Genomic DNA, 25,441 nt, shown 5'->3' on the forward strand with positions numbered 1-25,441 from the left:
ACCATCCCCACATCACAGGCTCTGCCTTGCCTAAATACCAAACAGTCTGCTGCAAAATCAATCACGAAAGGTCAACACGCCCTAGGGGCTGTTGATATTTCAAGTATACTTTTTAAACAAACGCCCCCTAATCGAGCAAATAAAAATCCTCCCAAAAACAACCTATTTAAATCGACGCTATGTTCACGCTTATTAACTCTAGCTCCATAGTGCGCTTTTTGCTTCAATAAGCCAGCCAAAGCTAATTGCATCAAATTAGCGATAAGTTTTCTAACTTACAAACGAACCGACTGAGCAAATATTAAACTGTTTAAATACTGATTTATGTGATCAAGTATTTAAAAGCTGTGAATACCTCAACATCAGTTTATACTACCTACTTGATTTGCTTTCGCGAACGGACTGACTTTAGTCAGCATCCAAAGCGTATTGCTTTTTATAAGCAATACAGCAAGCACTAAGCGGCAATAGATACTAATTCTCGTCACTAATTTAAAAAGGTAAACACATGAGCGATATCGAAATTGAATCACAACTGGTTAACTTCGTAGAAAAAGTACGTGTTAGCGAAGTAATTTGGGCACTCGGTGCAGAAGATAATGGCTTTGTAGTATGTGATTCTAATCAATTTGACGAAACTGACGTGTTACTACTTTGGGAAAGTGAAGCAGCAGCTAAAGCGCAATGTAAAGAAGAGTGGAAAGACTACAGTCCTGTAGAGATCAACCTTGATGAATTTTTAGATGCATGGGTTGAAGACTTAAATGAAGATAATGCACTGGTTGGCATTAACTGGAATGATGACCAAGTATGCGCAGAAATTGAACCAACAGGCTTAGCTCGCGCACTGAGTGAATAATACGTTACCCGCTTTATTTTTAAAGCGAGTAAACCCAACTAGCATCAACTGCTAGTTGGGTATAAGATAAAACACATCATTATTTTCAAGGTATTACGTTGAAAACCCATCTTGGTCGCCGGCCTTTTTCAGCCATGGAACTACACACGCTTTATAATGGATATATATACGGTGATTTTAAGGTTGCTCGCGAACAAGCGAAACATTGGCATTTTTGGCTGCCTTTAATTGCTTACTATAGTGGCGCTTACAGCGATGAGATTGGTTGCTTAACACTTGACGATCTATCTCTTGAAAAAAATATTTTATGCTTTAATTTTCATACACATGGAAAAATAAAACCTCGTTTGGTCCCTGTACATCAAGCACTTATAAATGCTGGTTTTAATGAATACATAGCATTTATTAAAGTGCAAAAACAACACCGGTTAATGTTCGATTTACCGGCTAAAACGGGCAGGTACAGCGAAAAAGTACGCATTTGGTTTTCAGGCGAAGGTGAGCGAGCTGGCTACTTACAAAAATGTGATATCCCAAACGTAGATCAACTCGGTATGAAAACAGCAATAAGCAGCCTGCGCCTTAATTTTGAGCAACAAGTTCGTATATACGCCCTACAAGCCAACTCTAAAGATGCCTTTAATTATTTGTTGGGCTTTAACGAGTATCAACACGATACGTTTAACGACACCACTTTGCTAAATACCGTTATTCAACAACTACGTACTATTAATACTAATTTAAGCTGGCAGCGCTTTATAACACGCGAAAGTCACTGACAAACTTTGTTACTATTTACCCGCTATAGCGCTGGTATAATAAATTACTCAATGAAAAAAAACTGATAGGATACCTTGCGCCTAATTTATTTGGGTGTTTCTAACAACAACAATCAAGGGATCACTATGTTTTTTAAAAGCCTTTTAACAGTGAGCGTTGCACTGGCAATGAATGCTGCACACGCTAACGAATTCGTTATCGAAAAACTCGCAAAACCAAGTTCACAAAAGGTGTCGTTAACACTCGACCCAAGCCAAGATACATTTACAGGGATGACTGAAATTTCCCTAGAAGTACTAAAACCAACAAAATACATTGAGTTAAATGGCGTAGCTTACGCTGTTAAAATGGCGCAATTACTTGGCGAAGAAAATTGTGATTTAAATAACGAAATGCTTAAAACAGGCAAAGTTAAATTTAGTTGTGACGAGCAAATTCAACCAGGTAAATACACACTTAAAGTGGATTTTTCAGCGCCGTATAACCGTCAAAGCGTTGGTTTATATAAAACGTTAGATCAAGGAACACCTTACTTATTTACTCAATTTGAGATGAGCGACGCACGTCGTGCGTTTCCTGTATTTGACGAGCCAAGCTATAAAATCCCATTTCAGTTAACAATTACTGCGCCTACATCACAAAAAGTATATGCCAACACACCTGAGCTTAAAGCAATCGTTAATGGCGATATGACCACTCACTACTTTGATAAAACGCCGCCAATCCCTTCATACCTCGTGGCGATGGCTGTTGGCCCGTTTGAAGAATTAGAAATTAAAGGTATGCCAATTCCTGGTCGTGTAATTACCCCGCAAGGTAAAATTCACTTAGCCCAATACGCAAAAGAAAACATGCCAAAAGTACTGAGCGCACTTGAAGAATACTTTGGCATTCCTTATGTATATAAAAAATTAGACTCTGTTGCAGTACCAGAATTTCCATTTGGTGCAATGGAAAACTCCGGCTTAGTGACCTACCGAGAAGATATTTTATTAGTTGATTTAGCCGCTGCAACACGTAGCAAAAAACAGCGCAATGTATCAATTATTGCTCACGAACTTGCTCACCAATGGTACGGTAACTTAGTCACCATGAAATGGTGGAACGATTTATGGCTAAATGAAGCATTTGCTAGCTGGATGGCTGCGAAAATTACTAAGCAGCTTAACCCTGAGTTTGAGTCGCACTTAGACCTGCCACAAAACAACGTAATGGCACTTGATGCGCGTTTAAGCACTAAGCCCATTCGTAAGCCAATAAAAACTGAAGCCGACATTATGGACGGTTTAGGTCTTGCTTACAGCAAAGGTAGCTCAGTACTTGCGATGGTTGAAAACTGGATTGGCGAAGACGCGTTTCAAAAAGGAATTCAAAGCTACTTAAAAGAATTCTCTTACAAAAACGCAGAAGCGGCTGATTTATGGCAAGCACTAGGTAAAGCATCAAATAAAGATGTCGCAGGTGTTTTAAAATCGTTTATTGAACAGTCTTCTTTCCCACTTGTTAAGGTGACCCAACAAGGTAGCAAAGTAACGATTTCACAAAGTCGCTTTGTAAACGCAGGTGTTGATGCGCCAGAACAATTATGGAATGTACCTGTTGCTATTAAATATGGCGCTGGCGATAAAGTAAAAACAGCGAATGTATTACTTAATAAACAAAGCCAAACGCTAGATTTAGACTTTGAACCAGAATGGATTTATCCTGATCAAGGTGCACTAGGCTATTACCGCTGGGTAATGGATGACACGCAATTTAACGCACTTATCGATAATGCAGCAAGCGTATTGACTGACCGCGAGCGTTTGGCGTTATTATCAGCCACTGACGCGCTACTTGATGCTGGTGTTATATCTGCGGCTAAGTTAATGCAAACACTTGAAGTATTCGCAAGCGATAACCACCCTCGCGTAGCAAATACCGCATTAGGTTACTTAGTATCGCAACAACGTACGTTTAAAGACGATAGCAATAAAGACCTATGGCCTGCATTTATTCGTGATGCAGTTACTCCTGCAGCTAAAAAATATGGTTTAGAGGCAAAAGCTGGAGAAGATGGTGCTATTGCACAACTTCGTGCGGCGGTTGTATCACGCTTAGGTTTTGGTGGTGAAGATCAAGTTATAATTAATAAAGCCAAAGAGCAAACGCAAGTGTATTTAAACAACCCACAAAAAGTAGATCCTTACTTAGCGGGCACTTATTTAAGACTGGCAGCTTTTCATGGTGATAAAGCATTACTTGATCAGTTTATGACGACATTTAAAACCACAAAAGATCCACAAGTACGCACTAATATGCTTGCTGCAATGGGCTTTTTTGGCAATCCTGAGCTACAAAAAGTCGTTTTAGCTTACAGCTTAACGGATGAAGTAACCGCCTCTGATATGCGTACTATTTTGTCTGGTCAAAGTTACACAGACGAACGCCAAGCATTGTTTATTGACTGGATATACGCCAATTACGATAAAGTAACAACAAGCTTGCCACCGTTCTTTGTACCTAACTTACCGTACTTTACAACCGCAAGTTGTAATGCAAAAAGCTTAGCTAAAACACAAGACTTTTTTAACAAAAAAGTGGCCGATGTAGCAGGTTATGCACGTACGTTAAGTAAACTTGAAGAAAGCACAAATGACTGTATCGCACTTAAAACTCGCGAACTAGAGTCGGTTAATAGCTTCTTAAAAAGTAAGTAATTCTTAGTGATTAAGCTATAAAAATACAAAAGCCGCTGAATATAAATTCAGCGGCTTTTTATGTTTTATTAATTACCAATAATCATCGTTAGCTTGGCTATAAAGTCTTTTGCTGCTTGCTCAGAGTTTATTTTAAATGCCACACCATAGTGAATAGGTTGAGCACTTTTAAAAATACGTGTCGGGAAGCGTGTCATCTCGCTGCTATGAAAATACCCTTGCGCACGTGTTACGCCATCAATATCACTAAAATCATCGCTAAATACTTCAAATGCAGGGCGAATTACTATTTTACCTTTGCCACTTTCACTATGAGTATAAAAAGCTTCTTTAGAGTTTACTAACATGTATTCTGCAATATTTTTAATCTTAAAATTACTTCTGCATTGTAATTTAATAAGCTGCTCTGTCAGCTCGTCTGCACTATAAGCCACGTGTAATCCCTATTAGTTAATTTACGCATTAGATTAACGCATACACAATAAAATCTGAATTTATTTGTCTGCTTTACTTCGTTATATCACATACAAAAGCGAGCTTTTCATTGTTATAACTCATTCTTGTTATATTCGTTTTACAGTAAGTGCTTAAATCAAGCCATTGCGATATTTCATAACTGCCATTAAGCTTGCGCTGATAAACACGGTTTTTAATAGCGTAAGCAATCGTTGCATCGTCTTTTAAAATAAAATCTTGAACTTGAGATGGTAACCTTAGTAAGTCTTCAACCTGTTTATTTTGAGGGTTAAAGCTAGCTAAAATGTGTTGTTCGTTTTTAGTGTAACTAAATAAAAATGTAGCCGTCGAGTTATTATAAATAAGCGTGCGGCCAATGTTGCTTGCAACAACCTGACCTTTAGCAGCCTCTACTGAAGTATATTGAAGTGTGTGGGGCTCACCTAAAATAAACATCACTAAATCATTCTTAATACCCCAAGCATGATAACCAACGGGCTCTATCCAATCAAAAATTCGTGTTGCGGGCCCCTCACTTAAAGGTGAATATTGCCAGAGTTTTTGCTTACCATCGGCTTCAACTACAATAGCTGATAAATTACTTTTATCTGGCATCAATGTTGGCGAATATTCGCTGACAGCTGACTTGGTGAGATTGCTAACCTGCTGAGTTGTTAAGTCATAGTAGGCAATATCAGTTTGGCTTTTATCACCAACTAATACCTCGTGAGTAAAATATAAACCGGTACTGGTTAAGTAAGGCTGATTGTTATAACTTGTTTTATCGCTCACTATCGTTACTTGCAAGCCATAAGGTGTATTTAAATCAGCAAGTAATATTTGGCTTTTTGGCATACTAGCGTTTGCTATACCTAGGCTCAGGACACTTACGCAAAAGAAGCCTAGTAATGGTTTAATAAGTTTCATGCTTTCTCTCGTTTTAATTTTAAGCACCTCATGATAACGTTATTCGCTGATGCCGTCACTTGGCCTGAGTCAGTCAACGCTTAAAATATCCAAACAACTTAAAATAGTGTTAAGTTTAGTCTGGTTATAAAATCGGGTCCTAAAAAAGAGAATTAACATGTCAGCTAAAAACCCTATTATTGCAATAACTGGTTCATCGGGTGCGGGTACAACCACCACAACCAATGCAATTAAACATATTTTTCGTAGCCTTAATATTCAAGCTGCTTTTATCGAAGGAGATAGCTTTCATCGTTACACTCGCCCTGAAATGGATAAAAAAGTGCGTGAAGCACAACAAGAAGGCAAACACATTAGTTACTTTGGCCGAGAAGCCAATGACTTCAGCGCCCTAGAAGCATTATTTAGCAATTATGGCGAAACTGGACAAGGCAAATTACGCCGCTATTTACACACATTTGATGAGGCTGTTCCCTACAATCAATTACCAGGTACGTTCACTCCTTGGCAAGATCTTGATCAAAACACTGATATTTTATTTTACGAAGGTTTACATGGTGGCGTTGTCGATCAGGATGTAGATGTAGCGAAACATGTCGACTTATTAATAGGCATGGTACCTATTATTAACCTTGAATGGATTCAAAAGCTAATCCGTGATACTTCTGAACGTGGCCATTCTCGCGAAGCTGTTATGGGGTCTATTGTGCGTAGCATGGATGACTATATTAATCACATTACTCCGCAATTCTCGCGTACGCATATAAACTTTCAGCGTGTACCCACCGTTGACACTTCAAATCCATTTAGCGCAAAAGATATTCCATCACTTGATGAAAGCTTTGTCGTTATTCGCTTTAGAGGAATTGATGATGTTGATTTTCCGTATTATTTACGCATGATCGAAGGCAGCTTTATGTCCCGTATCAATACACTTGTGGTGCCTGGTGGAAAAATGGGTTTAGCAATGGAGTTGGTACTTACCCCTCTCATTAAAGATATTATTTTAAAAAAGCGCGCATTAGAAAACTTAGCCCCACTTGATTTGCCTATTTGATTAGCCTATTTAATTAGCCTTGCTACTCTTTTTTGTTAACGCTAACTCACGTACACTGCTGATTTTGTTTAAAGTGAGATCTGTATGTCGCAACAATTAAAAATTATTGTCGGTTCAAAAAATCCTGTAAAAATTAATGCCGCTAAGCATATATTTACTATGTATTTTCCCGCTCACACTATTAACTGTGAAGGTGTTAATGCTCCCTCAGGCGTTCCAGAACAGCCGATTGGCGAAGATGAAACACGCATTGGCGCACAAAACCGTGTTAATTATTGCAAAGAGCATCACCAAGCTCACTACTACGTGGCAATGGAAGGCGGTGCAGAGCAATTCAGCTATGGTGCAGCGACTTTTGCTTACGTAGTAATTGATAACGCCTTAAATCAAGTTGTAGGACGCAGCAGCAACCTCCCTCTTCCCCAAGTATTTTATAATGCATTACTTAAAGGCGAAGAACTTGGCGACGTAATGGACAAGGCATTTAATACTATCAACGTTAAACAAAAGGGAGGGGCTATAGGGTTACTAACAAATAACCATGCCACACGTGAAAGTACCTATACACAAGCACTCATTTTAGCTATGGCGCCTTTTCTACACGTAGATCTCTACAGCCAAACAAATTAATTTAGGAAGTTGAATGAAATACAACTATGTATTGTTTGATGCAGACGAAACCTTATTTAGGTTTGATATTTTAGCGGGCATGACTCGCATGTTTAAAGCTTACAACGTAGATTTTAGCCAAGACGATTATATTCATTATCAAAAAACCAATAAGCAGCTGTGGGTTGATTATCAAAATGGCACTATTAGCGCAGATTACTTACAAATAACACGCTTTAATGAGTGGGCTTCAAAGCTTAATGTGCCCGCAAAAGAGCTAAACGATGCTTTTTTAGATGCTATGGCGCAAATTTGCGAGCCATTACCCGGTGCTATTGAACTTTTAAATAAACTTAAGCCAAATGCTCGATTAGGTATTATTACTAATGGATTTGCCCGCCTACAAACAGTACGCCTTGAGCATACTGGCTTAAAAGATATGTTTGAATGGTTAGTAATATCTGAACTTGTGGGTATAGCAAAACCAAATAAAGCTATTTTTGAGCACACATTTGAGCTAATGGGTAACCCAGATAAAAGCGAGGTACTTATGGTGGGTGATACTGCTGCAAGTGACATACTTGGCGGCAACAATGCAGGCATAGATACCTGTTGGTTGCAGCATCCTGGCGAGCAATTAGCCGACGGAATAAAGCCAACCTATACCGTAACTCATCTAAATCAGTTACAAGCTCTTTTAGAGTTATAATAGAGTGAATTTCACGCAAAAAAATGACGCTAATTAGCGTCATTTTTTATAACTGTTTGCGAACTGTACTTTTACTGCTTTTAGGCTGGAGCTAACTCAAGACCGGGTGCAGGCATCGTCACAGGCGTTTCAAATGTTGCCCACTCCCATGCTGACTCTGTAGCCATAATTTTACGAAGTAATTTATTATTTAAATCATGACCCGATTTAAATGCGGTTACTTTACCTAAAAGGTTATGACCTGTCATAAACATGTCACCAACACAGTCTAATATCTTGTGCTTAACAAACTCATCGCTATAACGTAAACCGTTAGGATTTAAAACTTTGAATTCATCAAGTACCACAGCACTATCCATACTACCACCTAGCGCTAGGTTGTTTGCATGCATGTATTCAATGTCTTTCATAAATCCAAAAGTACGCGCGCGACTGATTTCTTCAATAAAGCTTTGTGTTGTTATATCTAAACCAATACGTTGGCGACTTTCGTTGATAGCTGGATGGTTAAATGCAATTTCAAAGTCGATATGAAAACCATCATACGGTTCAACTTCAGCCCACTTACCATCTTCTTCAATACGTACTTTTTCTTTGATTCGAATAAAGCGTTTAGCCGTATTTTGCTCTTCAATACCACCTTTTTGTAACAAGTATATGAATGGTAATGCACTACCATCCATAATCGGCACTTCTGAGCTGTCTAATTCAACAATTAGATTATCAATCCCCATTGCAGCAACTGCTGCAATAAGATGCTCAGTAGTCGATAAGCGAACGCCATCTTTATTAATTAAACAGGTACATAATTGCGTATCACCAACGGCTTCAGGTGTTGTTTCAAAATCAACAACCGGATCAAGGTCTACACGGCGAAATACAATCCCAGTATTTGCGCTCGCAGGTCGGAGAGTTATTGTGACCTTCTCACCTTTATGAAGTCCAATTCCTATGGCTTTGACTACTTGTGCAATCGTACGCTGTTTAATCATAGGTTCGCTCACTTAAAATTAATTACATTCAGACGGCGGATTTTAACATAAATACGCCTAAAATCCAATTTTCGTTCAAATTACAAACGAAAGTACTATTTTATTAATCAGCTTGTTTACGTAAAAAAGCGGGGATATCAAAATAATCACTGCCTTCTGATTTATCCGCTTTTTTACTGTTTTGCGTTGAAGAACTCATATTGCTATTTGAGCTAGAAGAAGGCGCTTGTTCTTTGCTCTCAACTTTTGCATTAGCAGTACTACTTTCCTCAGTACTTGTGCCTTGACTCGCAAAGCTTGGTACGTACATGCTGCTCGATTGGTTTGAAGAACTTGCAACATCAGAACCTGATGCTTTTTTAAAGCCGTTATCTACAATACCAAACTGCGGGCGACGATCGCCTCCTAAGCCAGTTGCAACAACTGTTACTCGTAATTCATCTGTCATTTCTGGGTCAATAACTGCACCAACAACAACCGTTGCGTTTTCTGACGCAAGCGCTTTAACGTGATTACCCACAATTTCAAATTCTTCAATCGCAATGTCCATACCGGCGGTAATATTAACCAAGATACCTTTAGCGCCGGTTAAATCAACGTCTTCTAGTAATGGGCTTGAAATAGCCGCTTCTGCTGCTTCTTGGGCACGATCAGGGCCTGATGCAGATGCAGTTCCCATCATAGCAGTACCCATTGCAGACATTACCGTTCTTACATCGGCGAAATCCACGTTAATTAAACCAGAACGTGTAATTAGCTCTGCAATACCTTGAACCGCGCCAAATAATACGTCATTTGCTTTAGCGAAGGCATCTAGAAGTGTAGTCCCTTTCCCTAAAACTTTAAGTAATTTATTGTTCGGAATTGTAATAAGCGAATCTACAATTTCTGACAATTCATTAATACCTTGCTCAGCGGCTGCTGCACGTTTTTTGCCTTCAAAGTCAAAAGGACGTGTTACGACTGCAACAGTTAAAATACCTAGCTCTTTTGCTATTTTAGCAACTACCGGTGCTGCACCAGTACCTGTACCACCGCCCATACCCGCGGCAATAAAGACCATATCTGCGCCTTCAAGGCTAGCACGAATGGTATCAGCATCTTCTTCAGCCGATTGACGGCCTACATCAGGATTTGCGCCCGCACCCAGCCCAGAGGTTATTTGCGTGCCCAATTGTACTGTAATATCTGCAGATGAATTACGTAATGCTTGTGCATCCGTATTAGCGGCTATAAAGCGCACGCCTTCAATCTGTTGTTTTACCATGTGCTCAACAGCGTTACCGCCGCCACCGCCCACGCCTATTACCTTTATGACAGCTTCTTCGCTGTGTTGTTCCATTATATCAAACATGTTTACTCTCCGACTTGAGCATTAAAACTCGCCTTGAAACCATTTTGCAATGCGGTTCCACCAATTATTGTTATCCTCTGCTTTCGACTTTTGTGCATTCATCGATTGCATGGTACGGCCGTATTGTAACAAACCAACAGCAGTTGCGTACGAAGGATCATCTACGTAGTCTGTCAAACCAACTATCCCGATTGGTTTGCCTATTCTTACTGGCATTTGGAAAATGTCTTCTGCCACTTCCATCGCGCCAGTCATTTTAGCAGTTCCGCCTGTTATAACTAGGCCTGCCGCAATTTGGTCTTCTAAACCCGAACGACGAATTTCTTCCATCGCCAATTCAAATAATTCTCTAAAACGAGGTTCAACAACCTCTGATAACGTGTGACGCGACATCAATCTTGCTGGTCGTCCGCCCACGCTTGGTACTTCAATTGTGTCTTCGCTACTTGCCATTTGGCTGCTTGCACATGCATATTGTACTTTGAGTGACTCTGCATGTGATATAGGTGTACGAAATATTTTTGCAATATCACCCGTCACTTGATTACCGGCGACAGGAATAACCGCTGAATGACGCAGCGCGCCATTAATATAAATAGTGATGTCCATTGTACCACCGCCAATATCAAGTACAGCAACACCGAGCTCTTTTTCATCGGGTGTCAGCACTGAATAACACGATGCTAATGCTGTAAAAATAAGTTGATCGACTTCAAGGCCACAACGATGTACGCATTTTTCAATGTTTTTAGCCATATCGTTTGAACACGTAATAATATGTGCACGCGCTTCCATTCGAACGCCACTCATGCCCAATGGGTTTTTAATACCCTCTTGCATGTCAATACTGTACTCTTGCGGCAGAGCATGTAACATTTTACGTTCAGCCGAAATAGGTACCGAACGCGCGATATGAATAACATTTTCAATGTCTTCATCCGTCACTTCGGTATTGTTAATAGCCACTACGCCGCTTTCGTTTTGGCATTGAATATGTTTACCAGAGATACCCAAGTACACAGAGCTAATACGACAATCAGCCATTAATTCAGCTTCGTCTATAGCTCGGCGAATAGACTCAGACACTAAGTTTAAATCGTTAACACCGCCTTTATCCATACCATGAGATACTTGGCTGCCCACACCAACAATACTGAGCTTGTTATCTGCGGTGATTTCACCTACCGTAGCAACCACTTTCGAGGTGCCAACGTCTAATCCTATTACTAGGTTTCTTTCTGCTGACTTAGTCATGCCTTACTCTTATTTTGTAATTGTTCTTCTTGCACTGGCTTATAACTCACTGCAAGGCCGGTATCATACCGTAAATCGATTGTGTCTATTTGTGCATCTTCACGTTGTTTCATTCGCGGATAAACATCTATAAACCGCTGTACACGTTTAGCTTTATCTTTGCGCCCTAAATTTAAACGCACCCCGTTATCTAACCATAACTGCCACGAAAAACGCTCCGATAACGCTAAACTTTTTAATGTTAAAGAGTTAACTCTAAGCATCTCATCAAGTTGTTTAAAGGCCACCCATGCTTCTTGTTCGCTACCCTCTGGTCCAAACAACTGCGGTAAATCGGCACTTATTTTATCACTGCTAGCTTGAAAAGCTTCACCACTTTGATTAAGTAATAAATCACTATTCCAGTGCGCGACGACTTCATGCTCCACTACATAGACTTGTATTGTATCGGGCCATTGCTTTCGTACCGATACAGTAGCTACCCAAGGTAAATCTTGCACAAGTTGTTGCACATGCTTTACATCGAGTTCAAAAAAGCTACTTAAATCCGCTTTTTTTATTGCTTTTATAATCGCGGTTTCATCGGTGTACTTTGGATGTCCTTGCACAGTTAACTGCTTAATTTGGGCATCTTTATTTTCAACTAGCCAATCTGAAATACCAGTGGTTAGTTGCACTAAACCAATCACTACAACTAGAAAAAAGCTTACTCCAAAAATTAGCGACCAATTTAGTTGCTGTTTGATTTTTAGTGCTTTTTCTAAAAGGGGATGCATATTAAAGCGTTTGCTCCAAAATGCGAACAACTAATTGCTCAAAACTTGCCCCATTTGCTTTTGCTGCCATTGGCACTAGCGATTTTTCGGTCATACCTGGGACTGTATTTACCTCTAGTAGGTAAAAATGCCCTTGCTCGTCTTGCATTGCATCAACACGACCCCACCCGCTTGCACCCACTAAATCAAATGCATCAAGTGACATTGCTTGTAAGTTCTTTGTATTCTCAGCCGATAAGTTTGCAGGGCAATGATACTGCGTTGTACTTGACTGATACTTAGCTTGGTAGTCATAAAACCCGTTAGGCGTCGTCATTTCAATTACTGGCTGTACTTCATCACCCAATATCGTCACGGTGAACTCGCGTCCAGTGATCCATTGCTCGACAAGCACTTGGCTATCAAATTTAAATGCATTAGCCAGCGCATTTTCAAGCTCTTGTACTGTACTTGCTTGTGCCATACCGATGCTTGAGCCCTCATGCGATGGCTTAACCATTACCTTTTTAAATTTATTCATTATTGCAGATGCATCGAAGCCTTTTTTAGCATCAACAACGGTATAAGGTGCCGTACTTAATCCAGCCGACTTAAATAAATGCTTACAGCGCACTTTATCCATAGCAAGTGCTGAACCGAGTACATTACTCCCAGTGTAAGGCAAGTTCATAAATTCAAGCGCACCTTGCACAGTACCGTCTTCACCACCTCGACCATGTAGCGCAATAAAAACACGTTCTATGTTTAGTTCTTTTAACTCCCATAATGAACGAGTTTGCGGATCAAATGCAATTGCATCAACACCACTGCTTTGCAGTGCATTTAAAACGGCTTGACCAGATTTTAATGACACTTCACGCTCTGCTGAGTTACCACCTAGCAATACCGCTACTTTACCAAACTGTGCATTTACCTGAGTCATACTTCACCTTGTTTAAGTTTTTCTATCGACATACCCGTTGCAGCTAAGGTTTTTACTAATTGCCCTATATTACCTGCACCTTGGGTTAATACTAAATCGTTATTTTGTAAGCACTCGGCCATCATACCAGCAAGCTCTCCACTTGAAGCTACATGCAATGGCTCTTTACCACGTTGACGTAAGCTACGGCATAAGCTTTTACTATCGGCACCTAAAATGGGTTCCTCACCGGCGCTATACACGTCAAGCAGTAATAGTTGATCAACCTCAGCAAGCACTTTAACAAAATCTTCGTACAAGTCGCGTGTACGGGTAAAGCGATGTGGTTGATAAACCATGACTAAGCGTTTATCTGGCCAACCTTCACGTGCAGCTGCTATTGTGGCAGCAACTTCTGATGGGTGGTGTCCGTAATCATCAACGAGCATCACACTACCGCGTTCATTTTCAAATTCCCCGTAGTGTTGAAAACGTCGACCAATCCCTTCAAATTTTTGTAGGGCTTCTAAAATTGCGTGATTCGCAATATTTTGATCTTTTGCTACAGCAATTGCTGCGGTGGCATTAAGTGCATTATGCTTACCTGGCATGTTTAACTTTACCGTTAAGCTTTCACCTTGCTTATTAGTCACGGTAAACTCACAAGTATTAGCCGATTGGCTAAAATTGCCCATCCGATAATCTGCATCACTTGATTCGCCATACGTAATAACAGGGCGGCCAAAACGCGGGATGAGCTCTGCAGCTACTTCCGAATCAATACACACAACAGCTAATCCATAGAACGGTAAGTTATGAATAAAATCCACATATGTGTCTTTCATTTTTTCAAGGCTACCGCCATAGGTTTCCATGTGATCTTCTTCAATATTAGTGATCACTGAAACCATAGGCTGTAAATGTAAAAACGATGCATCACTTTCATCAGCTTCTGCTATTAAAAAATCGCTTTTACCTACTTTCGCATTACTTCCGGCGCTATTGAGTAAGCCACCAATAATAAACGTTGGATCTAGCCCTGCTTGCCCGTAAATACTCGCAATTAAGCTCGTTGTGGTCGTTTTCCCATGCGTTCCCGCAATCGCTATACCGTGGCGAAAACGCATTAATTCAGCTAACATTTCTGCGCGGCGTACAACGGGAACTCTTGCTGCTTTTGCTGCAATTATTTCAGGGTTTGTTTCGTCAATAGCACTTGAAACGACCACTACGTTGGCATCTTTTACGTTGTTTTCGTGATGCCCAATAAAGACTTCCGCGCCCGCTTTAATTAAACGGTCTGTCATTGCACTATGCGCAATATCTGAGCCTGTAATGCGATAACCTTCAAAAGCGAGTACTTCTGCAATACCGCCCATACCCGCACCACCAATACCGATAAAGTGTATTGTTTCAATTCGACGCATTGCAGGTCGTGTGTGTTTTTCTTGTACTGATGCTTCTTTCACTTACACTCTCTTATTTGTTGCTTGCTCACAGTGCATTGCAACGCATTCTGTGGCATCTAAAATGGCTTGTTTATGAGCATTTGCTGCCATTTGTTTAATTAATATTGGCTTGGCTAAATAGGGGCTCAAAAGTTTAACTATTGATTGTTTGTTAAACTGCCCTTGTGGCATTAACAATGCCCCATTTGCCATAACTAAGTATTGCGCATTCGCGGTTTGATGGTCGTCTACGGCATGTGGAAACGGAACAAAAACAGCCATTTTCCCTGCGACTGCAATTTCGCTAACAGTTAATGCGCCCGCTCGGCAAATAACAATATCAGCCCAAGCATACGCTGCATCCATATCATCAATAAACTCAGCTATCTTTATTTTATTATCATCAAAAGCATGTGATTTATAAGCGTCTTCTACACTGCCTAGATGACCTTTACCCGTTTGGTGCCATACACTTATTGCGGTGGCATTACTCAACGTTTTAAATGCTTCTGGCAATGTCTGGTTGAGCACTTGTGCACCAAGCGAACCACCTACTACTAGAATATTGATAGGGCTTGATATTTCGCGTTTAGGCATGTTAATAACGCTTTGACGTACAGGATTACCAACAAGCTCAGCAGTACCATGCGCAAAAGCACTTGGAAAAGCGGCTAATACACGATCTGCAAATTTAGCGAGCCATTTATTACTCATTCCTGCAACGGCATTTTGCTCATGAATCACCAATGGGATACCTAAACTTTTAGCAGCTATTCCCGTTGGACCCGTTACATATCCACCCATAGCGAGTACAACATCAGGACGCTGCTTTTTTAAAACGTTACGCGCTTGCAATATTGCGTTAAGCACCATGAATGGGGCTTTAATAAGGCGTTTTAATCCATTACCACGCACGCCTTTTACATTAATAAAGTCAATGTCTATATTATGCTTTGGTACAACATGCGCTTCCATTCTATCTGGTGTGCCTATCCAGCTAACTTGCCAACCTTGCAGCTTTAAATAGTCAGCCACCGCAATGCCTGGGAAAATATGTCCGCCCGTTCCACCAGCCACTACTACTAATCGTTTACTCATCGCTTACCTCCGCGTGAGGTGGCTTGCTTGGTTGCCATCTTAGTTTCAAAATCTACGCGTAATAAAATACCCGTGGCGATCGTCATTATTAATAAACTTGAACCACCATAAGAAATAAACGGCAGTGTTAAGCCTTTCGTTGGTAAAATACCAGCACTCGCGCCAACGTTAACCATGGTTTGAAAAGCAAACCAAATACCAATCGCAAACGAAAAATAACCTTCATATTCTTTACCGCACCTGAGTGCTTGCTGGCCAATTAATAAGGCTCTAAATACTAAGGTACCGAGTACCATTAAAATACTTACAACGCCTAATAAACCAAGTTCTTCGCCAATTACTGCAAAAATAAAGTCATTGTGTGCTTCTGGTAAATATTGCAGCTTTTGTACGCTATTACCTAGTCCTTGACCAAACCAACCGCCTTGGCTATAAGCCATTAGTGACTGCACTAATTGATAACCTTTGCCAAACGGATCATCCCAAGGATCTAAAAAACCAACAACTCGAGCCATACGATATGGTTCAACAATAATCAGTAAAACTACGAGACCGATGCCCGTTAAAATCAATACAAAAAATTGCCATAACTTCGCACCGGCTAAAAACAACAAACCAACGGTTGTTACAAACATTACTACTACGGTGCCTAAGTCGGGCTGTAACAAAATAAGCAGCGCATATACAGCAAATACAGCAATGGGCTTTGCAAAGCCTTTTATATTTTCTTGTACTTCTTCGCGCTTTCTTACTAAATAGCCTGCTATATAACTAAAAAAGTATAATTTAGCAGCCTCTGCGACCTGAAAGCCTACGGGACCAATGGGTATCCACCTTTTTGCACCGTTTACTTCACGTCCAATTATCAATACAGCAATTAATAGCACCATGCCTAATATCAACAAATAAGGATTTGAACGTTTCCACCAATCCATTGGTACGCAAACAGTTATCCAAAAAAGTACAAGGGCCATCGCTAAAAACATGCTGTGGCGAATAGTTATATGGTAGGGATCGTTAAATAATCGCTCTGCGGTAGGCATTGACGCACTAGTAACCATTATAAAACCAACACCAATAAGCATTATTACACAATATAATAGCGGCACGTCGTATAACTGACCTGAAGGCTTGGGTGTTAACGCGTCTTTTATATCAGCAAAAGCAATCATATTTGATCTGCCAGAACGCACTGAACAAAGTCATCACCACGCTGCATATAATTGTTATACATATCTATACTGGCGCACGCTGGTGCTAATAACACAATATTGCCTGCGCTACTAAGTACTTTGGCCAAAGCAACGGCTTCTTCCATATTGTTAGTTAAATAGCTCTTATTGGTAATCGCAGCTAAGTCTCTTGCATCTTTACCAAAACAAATTAATGCTTTTACATGCTGTTCTATGTAGGGTTTAAGCGCATTTAAATCAGCACCTTTGGCATCGCCACCAGCAATAACAATAAGATTCTCACCGTCACTAGCTAAACTATCTATTGCAGCTATAGTGGCTCCAACATTGGTCGCCTTTGAATCGTTAAAATACTTTACACCATTAAGCTCAGCTACAAATTGGCAGCGATGAGCCAATCCATTAAATTGACCTAACGCGTTTTTATATTGCTTTTTGCTTACTTCAAAAGGACTTAAAAGCGCCATAACTGCTAGTGCATTTAAATAATTATGCTTACCTACCACAGCTAGCGTACTCACAGGTAAAAAGGCATCGCCTTTAAGCATAAAATGAGTTTCGTTATTGCACTGCGCTAAATGGTAATCACCTTGTTGAACACCAAAGCTAATTTGGGGGGTTGTACTACGCTCAACAGGATGTGTTTGACTATCGTCGGCATTGACTACAATAAGCTCTGCACCATTATAAATACTGCGTTTTGAATCTATATAAGCTTGATAGCTATCGTAACGATCTAGGTGATCCTCAGACACATTCAATACAGTTGCGCTTATAGGCTTTAAACTTTTAGTAGTATCTAGTTGAAAACTTGATAGCTCCAATACATACACATCAAACTCATCATCAAGTAAATCAAGCACCGCCGTGCCAATATTTCCACCCAGAGCAACTTTATAGCCGGCTTCTTTTAGTACTTCATAAGCAAGTGTCACCACGGTTGATTTACCATTAGAACCCGTTACTGCAACAACCGGTTTTGTGTTAATACGCGCAAATAACTCTACATCACCAATAACTTCAACGTCATTGCTAATTGCCAGTGCAATTGCCGGTATTTTTAAACTAAGGCCGGGGCTTACAATAATCATATTGCTTGAGCAAAGTGCTGCCTTATCTAAATCACCAAAGTGGGTAGTAAGTGCTGGTGCATACTCTTTAAGCCAATCAATTCCCGGTGGGTTTGCTCTGCTATCAACTACTTTAGGTGTAATACCGTGAGATAATAAAAAACGCACAATGCCCAGACCGGTTATACCGAGTCCGAGCACTGTTATTTGTTTGTTTTTTATCTCGTTTAAATACTGCATTTATCGAATCTTTAATGTCGCAAGGCCAGCGAGTACTAGCACAATAGAAATAATCCAAAAGCGCACAATAACACGCGGCTCTGGCCAGCCTTTTAATTCATAATGATGATGAATTGGCGCCATTCTAAAAATACGTTGCCCACGTAATTTATACGATCCAACTTGTAATATTACCGACAACGCCTCCATAACAAACACACCCCCCATAATAATAAGTAGTAACTCTTGACGAACTAACACTGCAATAATACCCAGTGCACCACCTAGAGCCAATGAACCTACATCGCCCATAAACACTTGTGCTGGGTAAGTGTTAAACCACAAAAAGCCAAGCCCAGCCCCTACTATGGCGGTACATACAACAACAAGTTCACTCGCCAACGGCAAATGCGGGATATGTAAGTAAGCCGAAAAATTAATATTACCCGTTAAATAAGCAATAATAGCCAACGCTGAAGCCACTAAAATAGTGGGTACAATGGCTAAGCCATCAAGTCCATCGGTGAGGTTTACCGCATTTGAGGTGCCTACCAAAGCAAAATAAGTAATCACAATATAAAATAAACCAAGTTGTGGCAGCACATCTTTAAAAAATGGTACAACAAGTGAGGTTTCTGATGCCTGTGTACTTGTAAAGTACAAGGCAGTCGCCACAACTAATGCAATGACCGATTGCCAAAAGTACTTCCACTTAGCAATTAGACCTTTTGGATCTTTACGAATAACTTTACGGTAATCATCAACAAAGCCAACAATACCTAACGAGCCAATTACAAACAGTGTTGCCCACACATATTTATTTGATAAATCAGCCCAAAGGAGTGTACTGGTAAAAATAGCCGCTAAAATAAGCAGGCCACCCATAGTCGGCGTACCCGATTTAGATAAATGCGATTGCGGACCATCGTCTCGAACTGTTTGACCTATTTGCATGCGTTGCAAACCACGAATTAACTTAGGCCCTAAATAAAGAGACATAGTTAGTGCCGTTAAAATACCTAAAATGGCGCGTAGCGTTAAATACGAAAAAACATGAAAACCACTAAAATACTGTGTTAAATACTCAGCCAGCCAAACTAACATTATGATACTCCATTGATGGCTTGTTGCTGGCCATTAACTAAATCGGTTACTAATAACTCCATGCGAGAACTGCGCGATCCTTTCACGACTATTGTTGTTTTTTTATTCACTTTATTAATGCTTGTTTGAATTTGTTGCAGCATTTGCTCACGATTCGAAAAATGACGGTTAGGTAGCTCAAAAACATCGCTCGCGCATTTACTCAATACCCCTAACGTAAATAACTCATCGATGCCTTGTTGTTGAGCGTATTCACCGACTTCTTGGTGATACTTTCGTGCATCTTCGCCAAGCTCACCCATATCCCCTAACGCTAAAATTCGGTGACCTTGCATGTCGCTTAATAAATCAATGGCTGCTTTTACCGACTTAACGTTAGCGTTGTAAGTGTCATCCACTACAGTGAGTAAATCAGATACTTCAATTAAATTAACGCGCCCTTTTACATCATCCATTGTGGCAAGTGCATTGGCTATTTCTTCAAGGCTTACATTAAACTCGCTGGTAAGTGCTGCTGCAATAAGCGCATTACCCACATTGTGCTTACCTGGCAGTGCTAAAGTAACGGGTACTTTTTTACTTTTAGTACAAAGCGTAAAGCTTGCACGCGCATTTTTATCAAGTGAAATGTCTTCTGCCCAAATATCGAGTTTTTCGGTCGTTGATAAGCACTTAACATTTTTATTTTTGAGCTTGTCTAACCAGTACTGACTAAATTCACTATCGCAATTAACAATGGCAACCCCATTATCTTTGAGGCCATCAAAAATCTCACCTTTCGCTTTTGCAACGCCCATTAAGCTACCAAAGCCTTCTAAATGTGCTGCGGCAACATTACACACAACAGCGACATCAGGTTTTGTCATTGCTGTGGTATAGGCTATTTCGCCTAAGTGATTTGCGCCCAGTTCAATAACTGCAAAGCGGTGCTGTGGTTCTAAACGCAATAGCGTCAATGGCACACCAATATCGTTGTTAAAATTACCTTTAGTGGCTAATACATCACCGTGAACCGACAAAATAGCGGCGCACATTTCTTTTACCGTGGTTTTACCCACACTGCCTGTGATCGCAATTGTTTTAGGTGCCACTTGCGCCATAACCGCAGTGCCAATGACGCCCAGTGCAATACGTGTATCACTCACTATAAATTGCGCAATATCTACATCAACTTTGTGCTGAACAATAACGCCAATAGCGCCCTTCTGTTTAGCCTCGGCTATAAATTTGTGACCGTCAAAATTAGGCCCTTTAAGTGCTAAAAACACTTCTCCCTCACACACTGTGCGAGTATCGGTGTTTATGTTTAACACATTTAGATTATCACCTTGATAATCGGTTGTTAGCACATTAGCTAACCAATTAAAATCCATTGGGATCATTGTTTTATCCCTCTTACTGCTTTTTTTAGTTGTTCTTGTACATAGCGACGATCGCAAAAATCGATGCGCTCATCGCCTATAATTTGATAGTCTTCGTGGCCCTTACCTGCAACCAATATTACCTCATCCGCTTTAGCATTATTTATTGCATAGCTGATGGCTGTTGCTCTATCGGCCTCTAAATACGCCTTTCTTGGGTCAGTTAAGCCTGCTGCCACATCGGCAATAACTGCATTGGGATCTTCTGAGCGAGGGTTGTCACTGGTAATAATAACTTTATCCGCGTTTTGCTCTGCGGATTGCGCCATAAGTGCTCGTTTACCTTTATCTCTATCACCACCACAGCCAAATACACAACTCACACCACCAGGGACATGCTGTTGTAATGCTTGCAAAGCAAGCGCAAGCGCATCCGGTGTGTGTGCGTAGTCAACCACACACGTTGGCATACCAGCTTGGCTAAATGCTTGCATTCGACCAGCGACGGGCTGTAATTGCGCACAACCTGCAACTAATTGCTTAAGCGGATAACCAAGCCCTAGTAATGTAGCGAGCGCTGCCGTTAAGTTATATAAGTTGAATTCGCCAAACAGCGGTGATTTTATTACTGTATCGCCCCAGCTAGTCGACAAATTCGCCGAAATACCTGCGCTTGAATATTCAATATCAGAAAAATAAACGTACTGAGCATTTTTTGGGATTAAGTTTTTGCGGCCATAACAAATAAGATTATTAAAATCGTATTTTTCAAGCCATTGCTCTGCTTGAGAATCATCTTGATTAAGCACTACAACCTGAGGTTCAAAATCACGAAATAGCATTAATTTCGCATCACCATAACTTGCCATATCACCATGGTAATCTAAGTGATCCCGCGAGAGGTTCGTAAACACAGCCGCTTTAAAATGGCACTGTGCAACACGCTGCTGTACCAGCCCATGAGACGATACTTCCATTGCCACCAGCTTTTTATGCTGCAAATTTAAATCGCTAAAAATATGCTGTAAATCAACTGTTGAAGGCGTGGTATTTATCAGTGGAATTAAGTTATCAGGATGACCATAACCTAAAGTACCTATAATAGCGGACTCAGTACTACAAAATTGCGCTAAGTGGGCAATCATTGCTGTGGTGGTCGATTTACCATTTGTACCTGTTACGCCTATCAAATCAAGTGATTGACTAGGCTGTTCATAAAAACGGCTTGCTAGTTCTGGAAGTTTTTTATCAAGCTCCGACACCAAATACAGTGGTTCAAAGCCTATTTCAAATTCACATAATCTGTCAGCAATAATAGCTGTTGCGCCATTTTCAATTGCTTTAGCAATAAATTGTCCGCCATCAAGTGAATGGCCTTTAATAGCAACAAATACATCACCTGCCGTTACCTCACGACTATCAATGCGTAAGTGTTTTACCAACTGCGAAGGCGCATCAATATCTATGTATTTTAAAATTTCTTTTAAATCACGCATCGTTATCTTTACCTTTTACGTACGCAACCTCGTCCTTGTCTGGTGCAACGTTCAATATTCTTAATGCGTTAGAGATGATTTCTGCAAATGCAGGGCCAGCAATGGCACCTCCATAGTACACATCACCACCTGGTTCATTAATCATAACTACCACAGCCAAACGCGGATCACTTGCAGGTGCAATACCAGCAAAATAACCTACATATTCATCACCATACCCACCTGCAACGGCTTTTTTAGAAGTCCCCGTTTTGCCAGCGGCACGGTAACCATCAACCTTAATTTTGTGCGCAGTACCACCTTCTTCAAACACACTTTCCATCATGCTAACTACGGCTTCTACGTCTTTTTGCTTAAAAACACGATCACCTTCTGGAATATTATCTTGCTTTAAAATCGTCAATGGCCGATTAACACCACCAGCACCCAACATGGTATAAAAACGCGCCATTTGTGCAGTACTTACTGAAATGGCATAGCCAAACGATAAAGTGGCAATCTCAAAATCTGACCAACGACGATTTGGATAAAATAAACCACTGCTTTCACCTACCATGCCAGTGCCGGTATCACTACCAAACCCTACTTTTTCATATAAACCCACGAGGTAGTCTTTAGGCACTAGTTGCGTGATTTTAGCCACCCCCATATTTGAAGAGTATTTTAAAATCTCACGTAATGTCATTTCGCCATGGTTGCGAGTATCTTTAACTAAACTCCCTCCCAAACGCATCCAACCCGGATACGTATTAACTTTATCACCAGCCTGAATTGCGCCGTAGTCTAGCCCAGCCAAAATGGCTAGAGGCTTAACGGTTGAGCCTGGTTCAAACAAATCGGTAATTGCGCGGTTGCGGCGTTTATGTGGAGCAGCGTCAGTTAAATTATTTGGGTTAAATGAGGGACTATTTACCATTGCCAGTACTTCACCGGTTTTGACATCAACTACCATCGCCGAGCCCGACGTTGCTTTATAAGTTAATACCGCTGATTTTACTGCTTTATAAGCAATACCTTGAATACGTTGATCAATACTAAGCGCAATGCTATCTGGCTCTACGCGTTCGCGTTCATCCAATACTTCAACTTCGCGCCCCTGTGCATCTTTACGAATAGTACGGCGGCCTTCTTCACCTGTTAATGCGTTTTCGTAAAGTTTTTCAATGCCTTCAATCCCTTTCCCGTCAATATTGGTAAAACCAATAACATGCGCGCTAACCTCTCCCGCAGGATAGTAACGTTTAGATTCATCTAATAAATGAATGCCAGGAAGGCGTAAATCGCCAATGTAATTAGCAACGGCAGGAGTAACTTGGCGCTTGAGGTAAACAAATCGACGAGTCGGATCATCTAAAAGTCGAGTGTTTATTTTTTTTGGGTCAATACGTAAAACATCAGCGAGTTCACGCCAACGCATATCGTTTTTGTAATATAGTGCGGTGCGCTTATTAAGCTCTGCGGTATTATCTATTAGTGATTGTTGATCTTCACCACTTTTACGCGCTTGTTTAACAACTTTAGCGACGAGTGATTTATGAAGTGCCTTAGGATCAGCATAAACACTAACTACCGGTACGCTTACAGCGAGTTCTTTGCCATTGCGGTCAAAAATCATTCCGCGCTGCACATGTAGTTTTTCAACACGTACGGTGCGTTTGTCACTTTCAGAACGCGCTTTATCAGGTTCAATGACTTGTAAATAAGCAGCGCGAGATACCAAGGTTACAAACACCATAAACACAACAGCGCACACTAGCATGAAACGCCATGTAATTAAGTTATTTGCTGGTTTTTTCCCTCGCGTTCTCATTGTAATATTATTACCTGTTCGTCTTGGCTTGTCGGCCGTTTCATTTTTAACTGCGATATAGCAACTTCTTCAATACGCGCATGCTGCGAATAAAACTCTTCTTCAACCAGTAAGTAACGCCACTCCAAGTCAAGCTCATCACGCTCTTGCAATAGCATATCTTGTTTAATTAGCTCACCACGTGAAAGGTGGGTTATTTGTACAACAGTAAAACAAGAAGCGAATATCACAACCAACAAAGCCGAGGTAAGCGCATTCGCTCCTAGACCTTTAACTATTTCAAAAAATAAGTTGGGTGGTTGACGATGATTCGCTTTTTTACTCATCCCAATCTCTGTGCAATCCTAAGTACTGAACTACGAGAGCGTGGATTTCGCTGAACTTCTGCAGCACTTGGTTTAATAGCTTTACCCACTGCTTTTAACGTCAGATTTTTATTTATTTGAGCGTCAGTTAAAGGCAGACCTCTGGGTAACACTTCTCCCCTACTCTGTTTTCTAATAAACTGTTTAACAATACGGTCTTCTAATGAATGAAACGAAATAACCACTAAACGCCCACCAGGCTTAAGCACGTTAACAGCAGACTGCAGCGCAGTTTGAATTTCTTCTAGTTCGCTATTTATGTAAATACGAATTGCTTGAAAAGTACGGGTCGCGGGGTGCTTAAACTTATCTTTTACCGGCACTGCTTCATCAACTAAATCAGCAAGCTGCTTAGTTGTAGTAATTGGCGTGTGCTCTCTGATCTCAAGAATTTTATGAGCAATACGTTTACCAAACTTTTCCTCACCCAGTTTTTTAATTACATGGGTAATATCATCTAATTCAGCCTCAGCTAACCACTGTGCTGCACTTCGCCCAGTTGTAGGGTCCATTCGCATATCAAGCGGGCCGTCTTTCATAAAACTAAAACCACGCTCAGCGTCATCAAGTTGTGGCGACGACACACCTATATCCAATAAAATGCCATCGACTTTACCAATGAGATCGTTTTGCTCTGCTACTTCGTAAAGTTTAGAGAAGCGACTATGAGCAATTGCAAAACGAGAGTCATCTGCAAACTTTTCAGCAGACTGTATTGCTTGTGGATCTTGATCGATTGCTTGCAAACGACCTTCATCACCAAGGCGAGCTAATATTTGCCCTGAATGACCGCCACGTCCAAATGTACCATCCATGTATATACCGTCTGGCTTAATTGCAAGGGCATCGATAGTCTCATCCATCAAAACGGATACATGTTCAAATTGCGCTGTCATTAGCTATT

General features: G+C 40.6%; 23 protein-coding genes. 6 read left to right on the forward strand and 17 right to left on the reverse strand.

Annotation, left to right across the window (positions count from 1 at the left end; genetic code table 11):
- Window positions 1–508: 508 nt before the first annotated feature.
- The 3 genes from CWB66_RS05910 to CWB66_RS05920 all read left to right on the forward strand — a co-directional run bounded on the left by CWB66_RS05910 (window position 509) and on the right by CWB66_RS05920 (window position 4,338).
- Entirely contained in the window at window positions 509–859 is a 351-nt protein-coding gene (locus tag CWB66_RS05910) for a DUF2750 domain-containing protein (RefSeq protein ID WP_007579911.1), read from the forward strand.
- A gap of 98 nt (window positions 860–957) precedes the next feature.
- Window positions 958–1,638, forward strand: a complete 681-nt coding sequence (locus tag CWB66_RS05915) for a site-specific integrase (RefSeq protein ID WP_138584665.1) — start codon at window positions 958–960, stop codon at window positions 1,636–1,638.
- A 126-nt stretch (window positions 1,639–1,764) separates the two neighbouring features.
- Window positions 1,765–4,338 (forward strand): M1 family metallopeptidase, encoded by a 2,574-nt coding sequence (locus tag CWB66_RS05920; protein WP_138584666.1) that lies wholly within the window; start codon window positions 1,765–1,767, stop codon window positions 4,336–4,338.
- A gap of 68 nt (window positions 4,339–4,406) precedes the next feature.
- On the opposite strand, the gene CWB66_RS05925 is transcribed toward CWB66_RS05920, so the two are convergent.
- Both CWB66_RS05925 and CWB66_RS05930 read right to left on the reverse strand, forming a co-directional pair.
- Window positions 4,407–4,772, reverse strand: a complete 366-nt coding sequence (locus CWB66_RS05925; protein WP_007579906.1) for a hypothetical protein — start codon at window positions 4,770–4,772, stop codon at window positions 4,407–4,409.
- A gap of 73 nt (window positions 4,773–4,845) precedes the next feature.
- On the reverse strand, window positions 4,846–5,721 hold the full coding sequence (locus CWB66_RS05930) for a TolB-like translocation protein (protein WP_138584667.1): 876 nt from the start codon (window positions 5,719–5,721) through the stop codon (window positions 4,846–4,848).
- Between the two features lie 157 nt (window positions 5,722–5,878).
- Between CWB66_RS05930 and CWB66_RS05935 the strand changes: the two genes are divergently transcribed.
- The 3 genes from CWB66_RS05935 (at window position 5,879) to yjjG (ending at window position 8,096) form a co-directional block, all read left to right on the forward strand.
- A complete protein-coding gene (locus CWB66_RS05935; RefSeq protein WP_138584668.1) occupies window positions 5,879–6,778 on the forward strand; it encodes a phosphoribulokinase in 900 nt (299 codons plus the stop codon).
- An 84-nt stretch (window positions 6,779–6,862) separates the two neighbouring features.
- Window positions 6,863–7,408, forward strand: a complete 546-nt coding sequence (gene yjjX / locus CWB66_RS05940; RefSeq protein ID WP_138584669.1) for an inosine/xanthosine triphosphatase — start codon at window positions 6,863–6,865, stop codon at window positions 7,406–7,408.
- A 13-nt stretch (window positions 7,409–7,421) separates the two neighbouring features.
- Window positions 7,422–8,096 (forward strand): pyrimidine 5'-nucleotidase, encoded by a 675-nt coding sequence (gene yjjG, locus CWB66_RS05945; RefSeq protein WP_138584670.1) that lies wholly within the window; start codon window positions 7,422–7,424, stop codon window positions 8,094–8,096.
- Between the two features lie 80 nt (window positions 8,097–8,176).
- Here yjjG and lpxC read toward each other — a convergent pair whose 3' ends face one another.
- From lpxC to rsmH, 15 genes are all read right to left on the reverse strand, one after another.
- A complete protein-coding gene (lpxC, locus tag CWB66_RS05950) occupies window positions 8,177–9,088 on the reverse strand; it encodes a UDP-3-O-acyl-N-acetylglucosamine deacetylase (protein ID WP_138584671.1) in 912 nt (303 codons plus the stop codon).
- A gap of 103 nt (window positions 9,089–9,191) precedes the next feature.
- Complete coding sequence (gene ftsZ, locus CWB66_RS05955; protein WP_138584672.1) at window positions 9,192–10,442, reverse strand: cell division protein FtsZ; 1,251 nt, start codon at window positions 10,440–10,442, stop codon at window positions 9,192–9,194.
- A 21-nt stretch (window positions 10,443–10,463) separates the two neighbouring features.
- The gene (gene ftsA / locus CWB66_RS05960) at window positions 10,464–11,696 is read right to left on the reverse strand and encodes a cell division protein FtsA (protein ID WP_077535968.1); all 1,233 of its coding nucleotides are present in this window, start codon (window positions 11,694–11,696) and stop codon (window positions 10,464–10,466) included.
- Window positions 11,693–12,472: a cell division protein FtsQ/DivIB gene (locus CWB66_RS05965; protein ID WP_077535969.1), complete on the reverse strand. Its 780-nt coding sequence runs from the start codon at window positions 12,470–12,472 to the stop codon at window positions 11,693–11,695. Before CWB66_RS05965 ends, ftsA begins: the two co-directional genes overlap by 4 nt.
- Window position 12,473: 1 nt before the next feature.
- A complete protein-coding gene (locus CWB66_RS05970) occupies window positions 12,474–13,394 on the reverse strand; it encodes a D-alanine--D-alanine ligase (protein WP_138584673.1) in 921 nt (306 codons plus the stop codon).
- Window positions 13,391–14,842: a UDP-N-acetylmuramate--L-alanine ligase gene (gene murC, locus CWB66_RS05975; protein ID WP_138584674.1), complete on the reverse strand. Its 1,452-nt coding sequence runs from the start codon at window positions 14,840–14,842 to the stop codon at window positions 13,391–13,393. Before murC ends, CWB66_RS05970 begins: the two co-directional genes overlap by 4 nt.
- Window positions 14,843–15,919: an undecaprenyldiphospho-muramoylpentapeptide beta-N-acetylglucosaminyltransferase gene (murG, locus tag CWB66_RS05980; RefSeq protein WP_138584675.1), complete on the reverse strand. Its 1,077-nt coding sequence runs from the start codon at window positions 15,917–15,919 to the stop codon at window positions 14,843–14,845. It lies immediately after the preceding gene.
- Complete coding sequence (gene ftsW / locus CWB66_RS05985) at window positions 15,916–17,091, reverse strand: cell division protein FtsW (RefSeq protein ID WP_077535973.1); 1,176 nt, start codon at window positions 17,089–17,091, stop codon at window positions 15,916–15,918. Before ftsW ends, murG begins: the two co-directional genes overlap by 4 nt.
- Entirely contained in the window at window positions 17,088–18,422 is a 1,335-nt protein-coding gene (gene murD / locus CWB66_RS05990; protein WP_077535974.1) for a UDP-N-acetylmuramoyl-L-alanine--D-glutamate ligase, read from the reverse strand. The genes ftsW and murD overlap by 4 nt, the downstream gene beginning before the upstream one ends.
- Complete coding sequence (gene mraY, locus CWB66_RS05995) at window positions 18,423–19,505, reverse strand: phospho-N-acetylmuramoyl-pentapeptide-transferase (RefSeq protein WP_077535975.1); 1,083 nt, start codon at window positions 19,503–19,505, stop codon at window positions 18,423–18,425. It abuts the gene before it with no gap.
- Window positions 19,505–20,887, reverse strand: a complete 1,383-nt coding sequence (locus tag CWB66_RS06000; RefSeq protein WP_077535976.1) for a UDP-N-acetylmuramoyl-tripeptide--D-alanyl-D-alanine ligase — start codon at window positions 20,885–20,887, stop codon at window positions 19,505–19,507. The genes mraY and CWB66_RS06000 overlap by 1 nt, the downstream gene beginning before the upstream one ends.
- Window positions 20,884–22,362, reverse strand: a complete 1,479-nt coding sequence (gene murE, locus CWB66_RS06005; protein ID WP_138584676.1) for a UDP-N-acetylmuramoyl-L-alanyl-D-glutamate--2,6-diaminopimelate ligase — start codon at window positions 22,360–22,362, stop codon at window positions 20,884–20,886. The genes CWB66_RS06000 and murE overlap by 4 nt, the downstream gene beginning before the upstream one ends.
- The gene (locus CWB66_RS06010; RefSeq protein WP_138584677.1) at window positions 22,355–24,172 is read right to left on the reverse strand and encodes a penicillin-binding transpeptidase domain-containing protein; all 1,818 of its coding nucleotides are present in this window, start codon (window positions 24,170–24,172) and stop codon (window positions 22,355–22,357) included. The genes murE and CWB66_RS06010 overlap by 8 nt, the downstream gene beginning before the upstream one ends.
- On the reverse strand, window positions 24,169–24,498 hold the full coding sequence (ftsL, locus tag CWB66_RS06015) for a cell division protein FtsL (RefSeq protein WP_077535979.1): 330 nt from the start codon (window positions 24,496–24,498) through the stop codon (window positions 24,169–24,171). The genes CWB66_RS06010 and ftsL overlap by 4 nt, the downstream gene beginning before the upstream one ends.
- Complete coding sequence (gene rsmH / locus CWB66_RS06020) at window positions 24,495–25,433, reverse strand: 16S rRNA (cytosine(1402)-N(4))-methyltransferase RsmH (protein WP_077535980.1); 939 nt, start codon at window positions 25,431–25,433, stop codon at window positions 24,495–24,497. Before rsmH ends, ftsL begins: the two co-directional genes overlap by 4 nt.
- Between the last annotated feature and the right edge of the window lie 8 nt (window positions 25,434–25,441).

The sequence above is a fragment of the Pseudoalteromonas sp. S558 genome, from assembly GCF_005886635.1.
GTDB lineage: Bacteria > Pseudomonadota > Gammaproteobacteria > Enterobacterales > Alteromonadaceae > Pseudoalteromonas > Pseudoalteromonas aliena.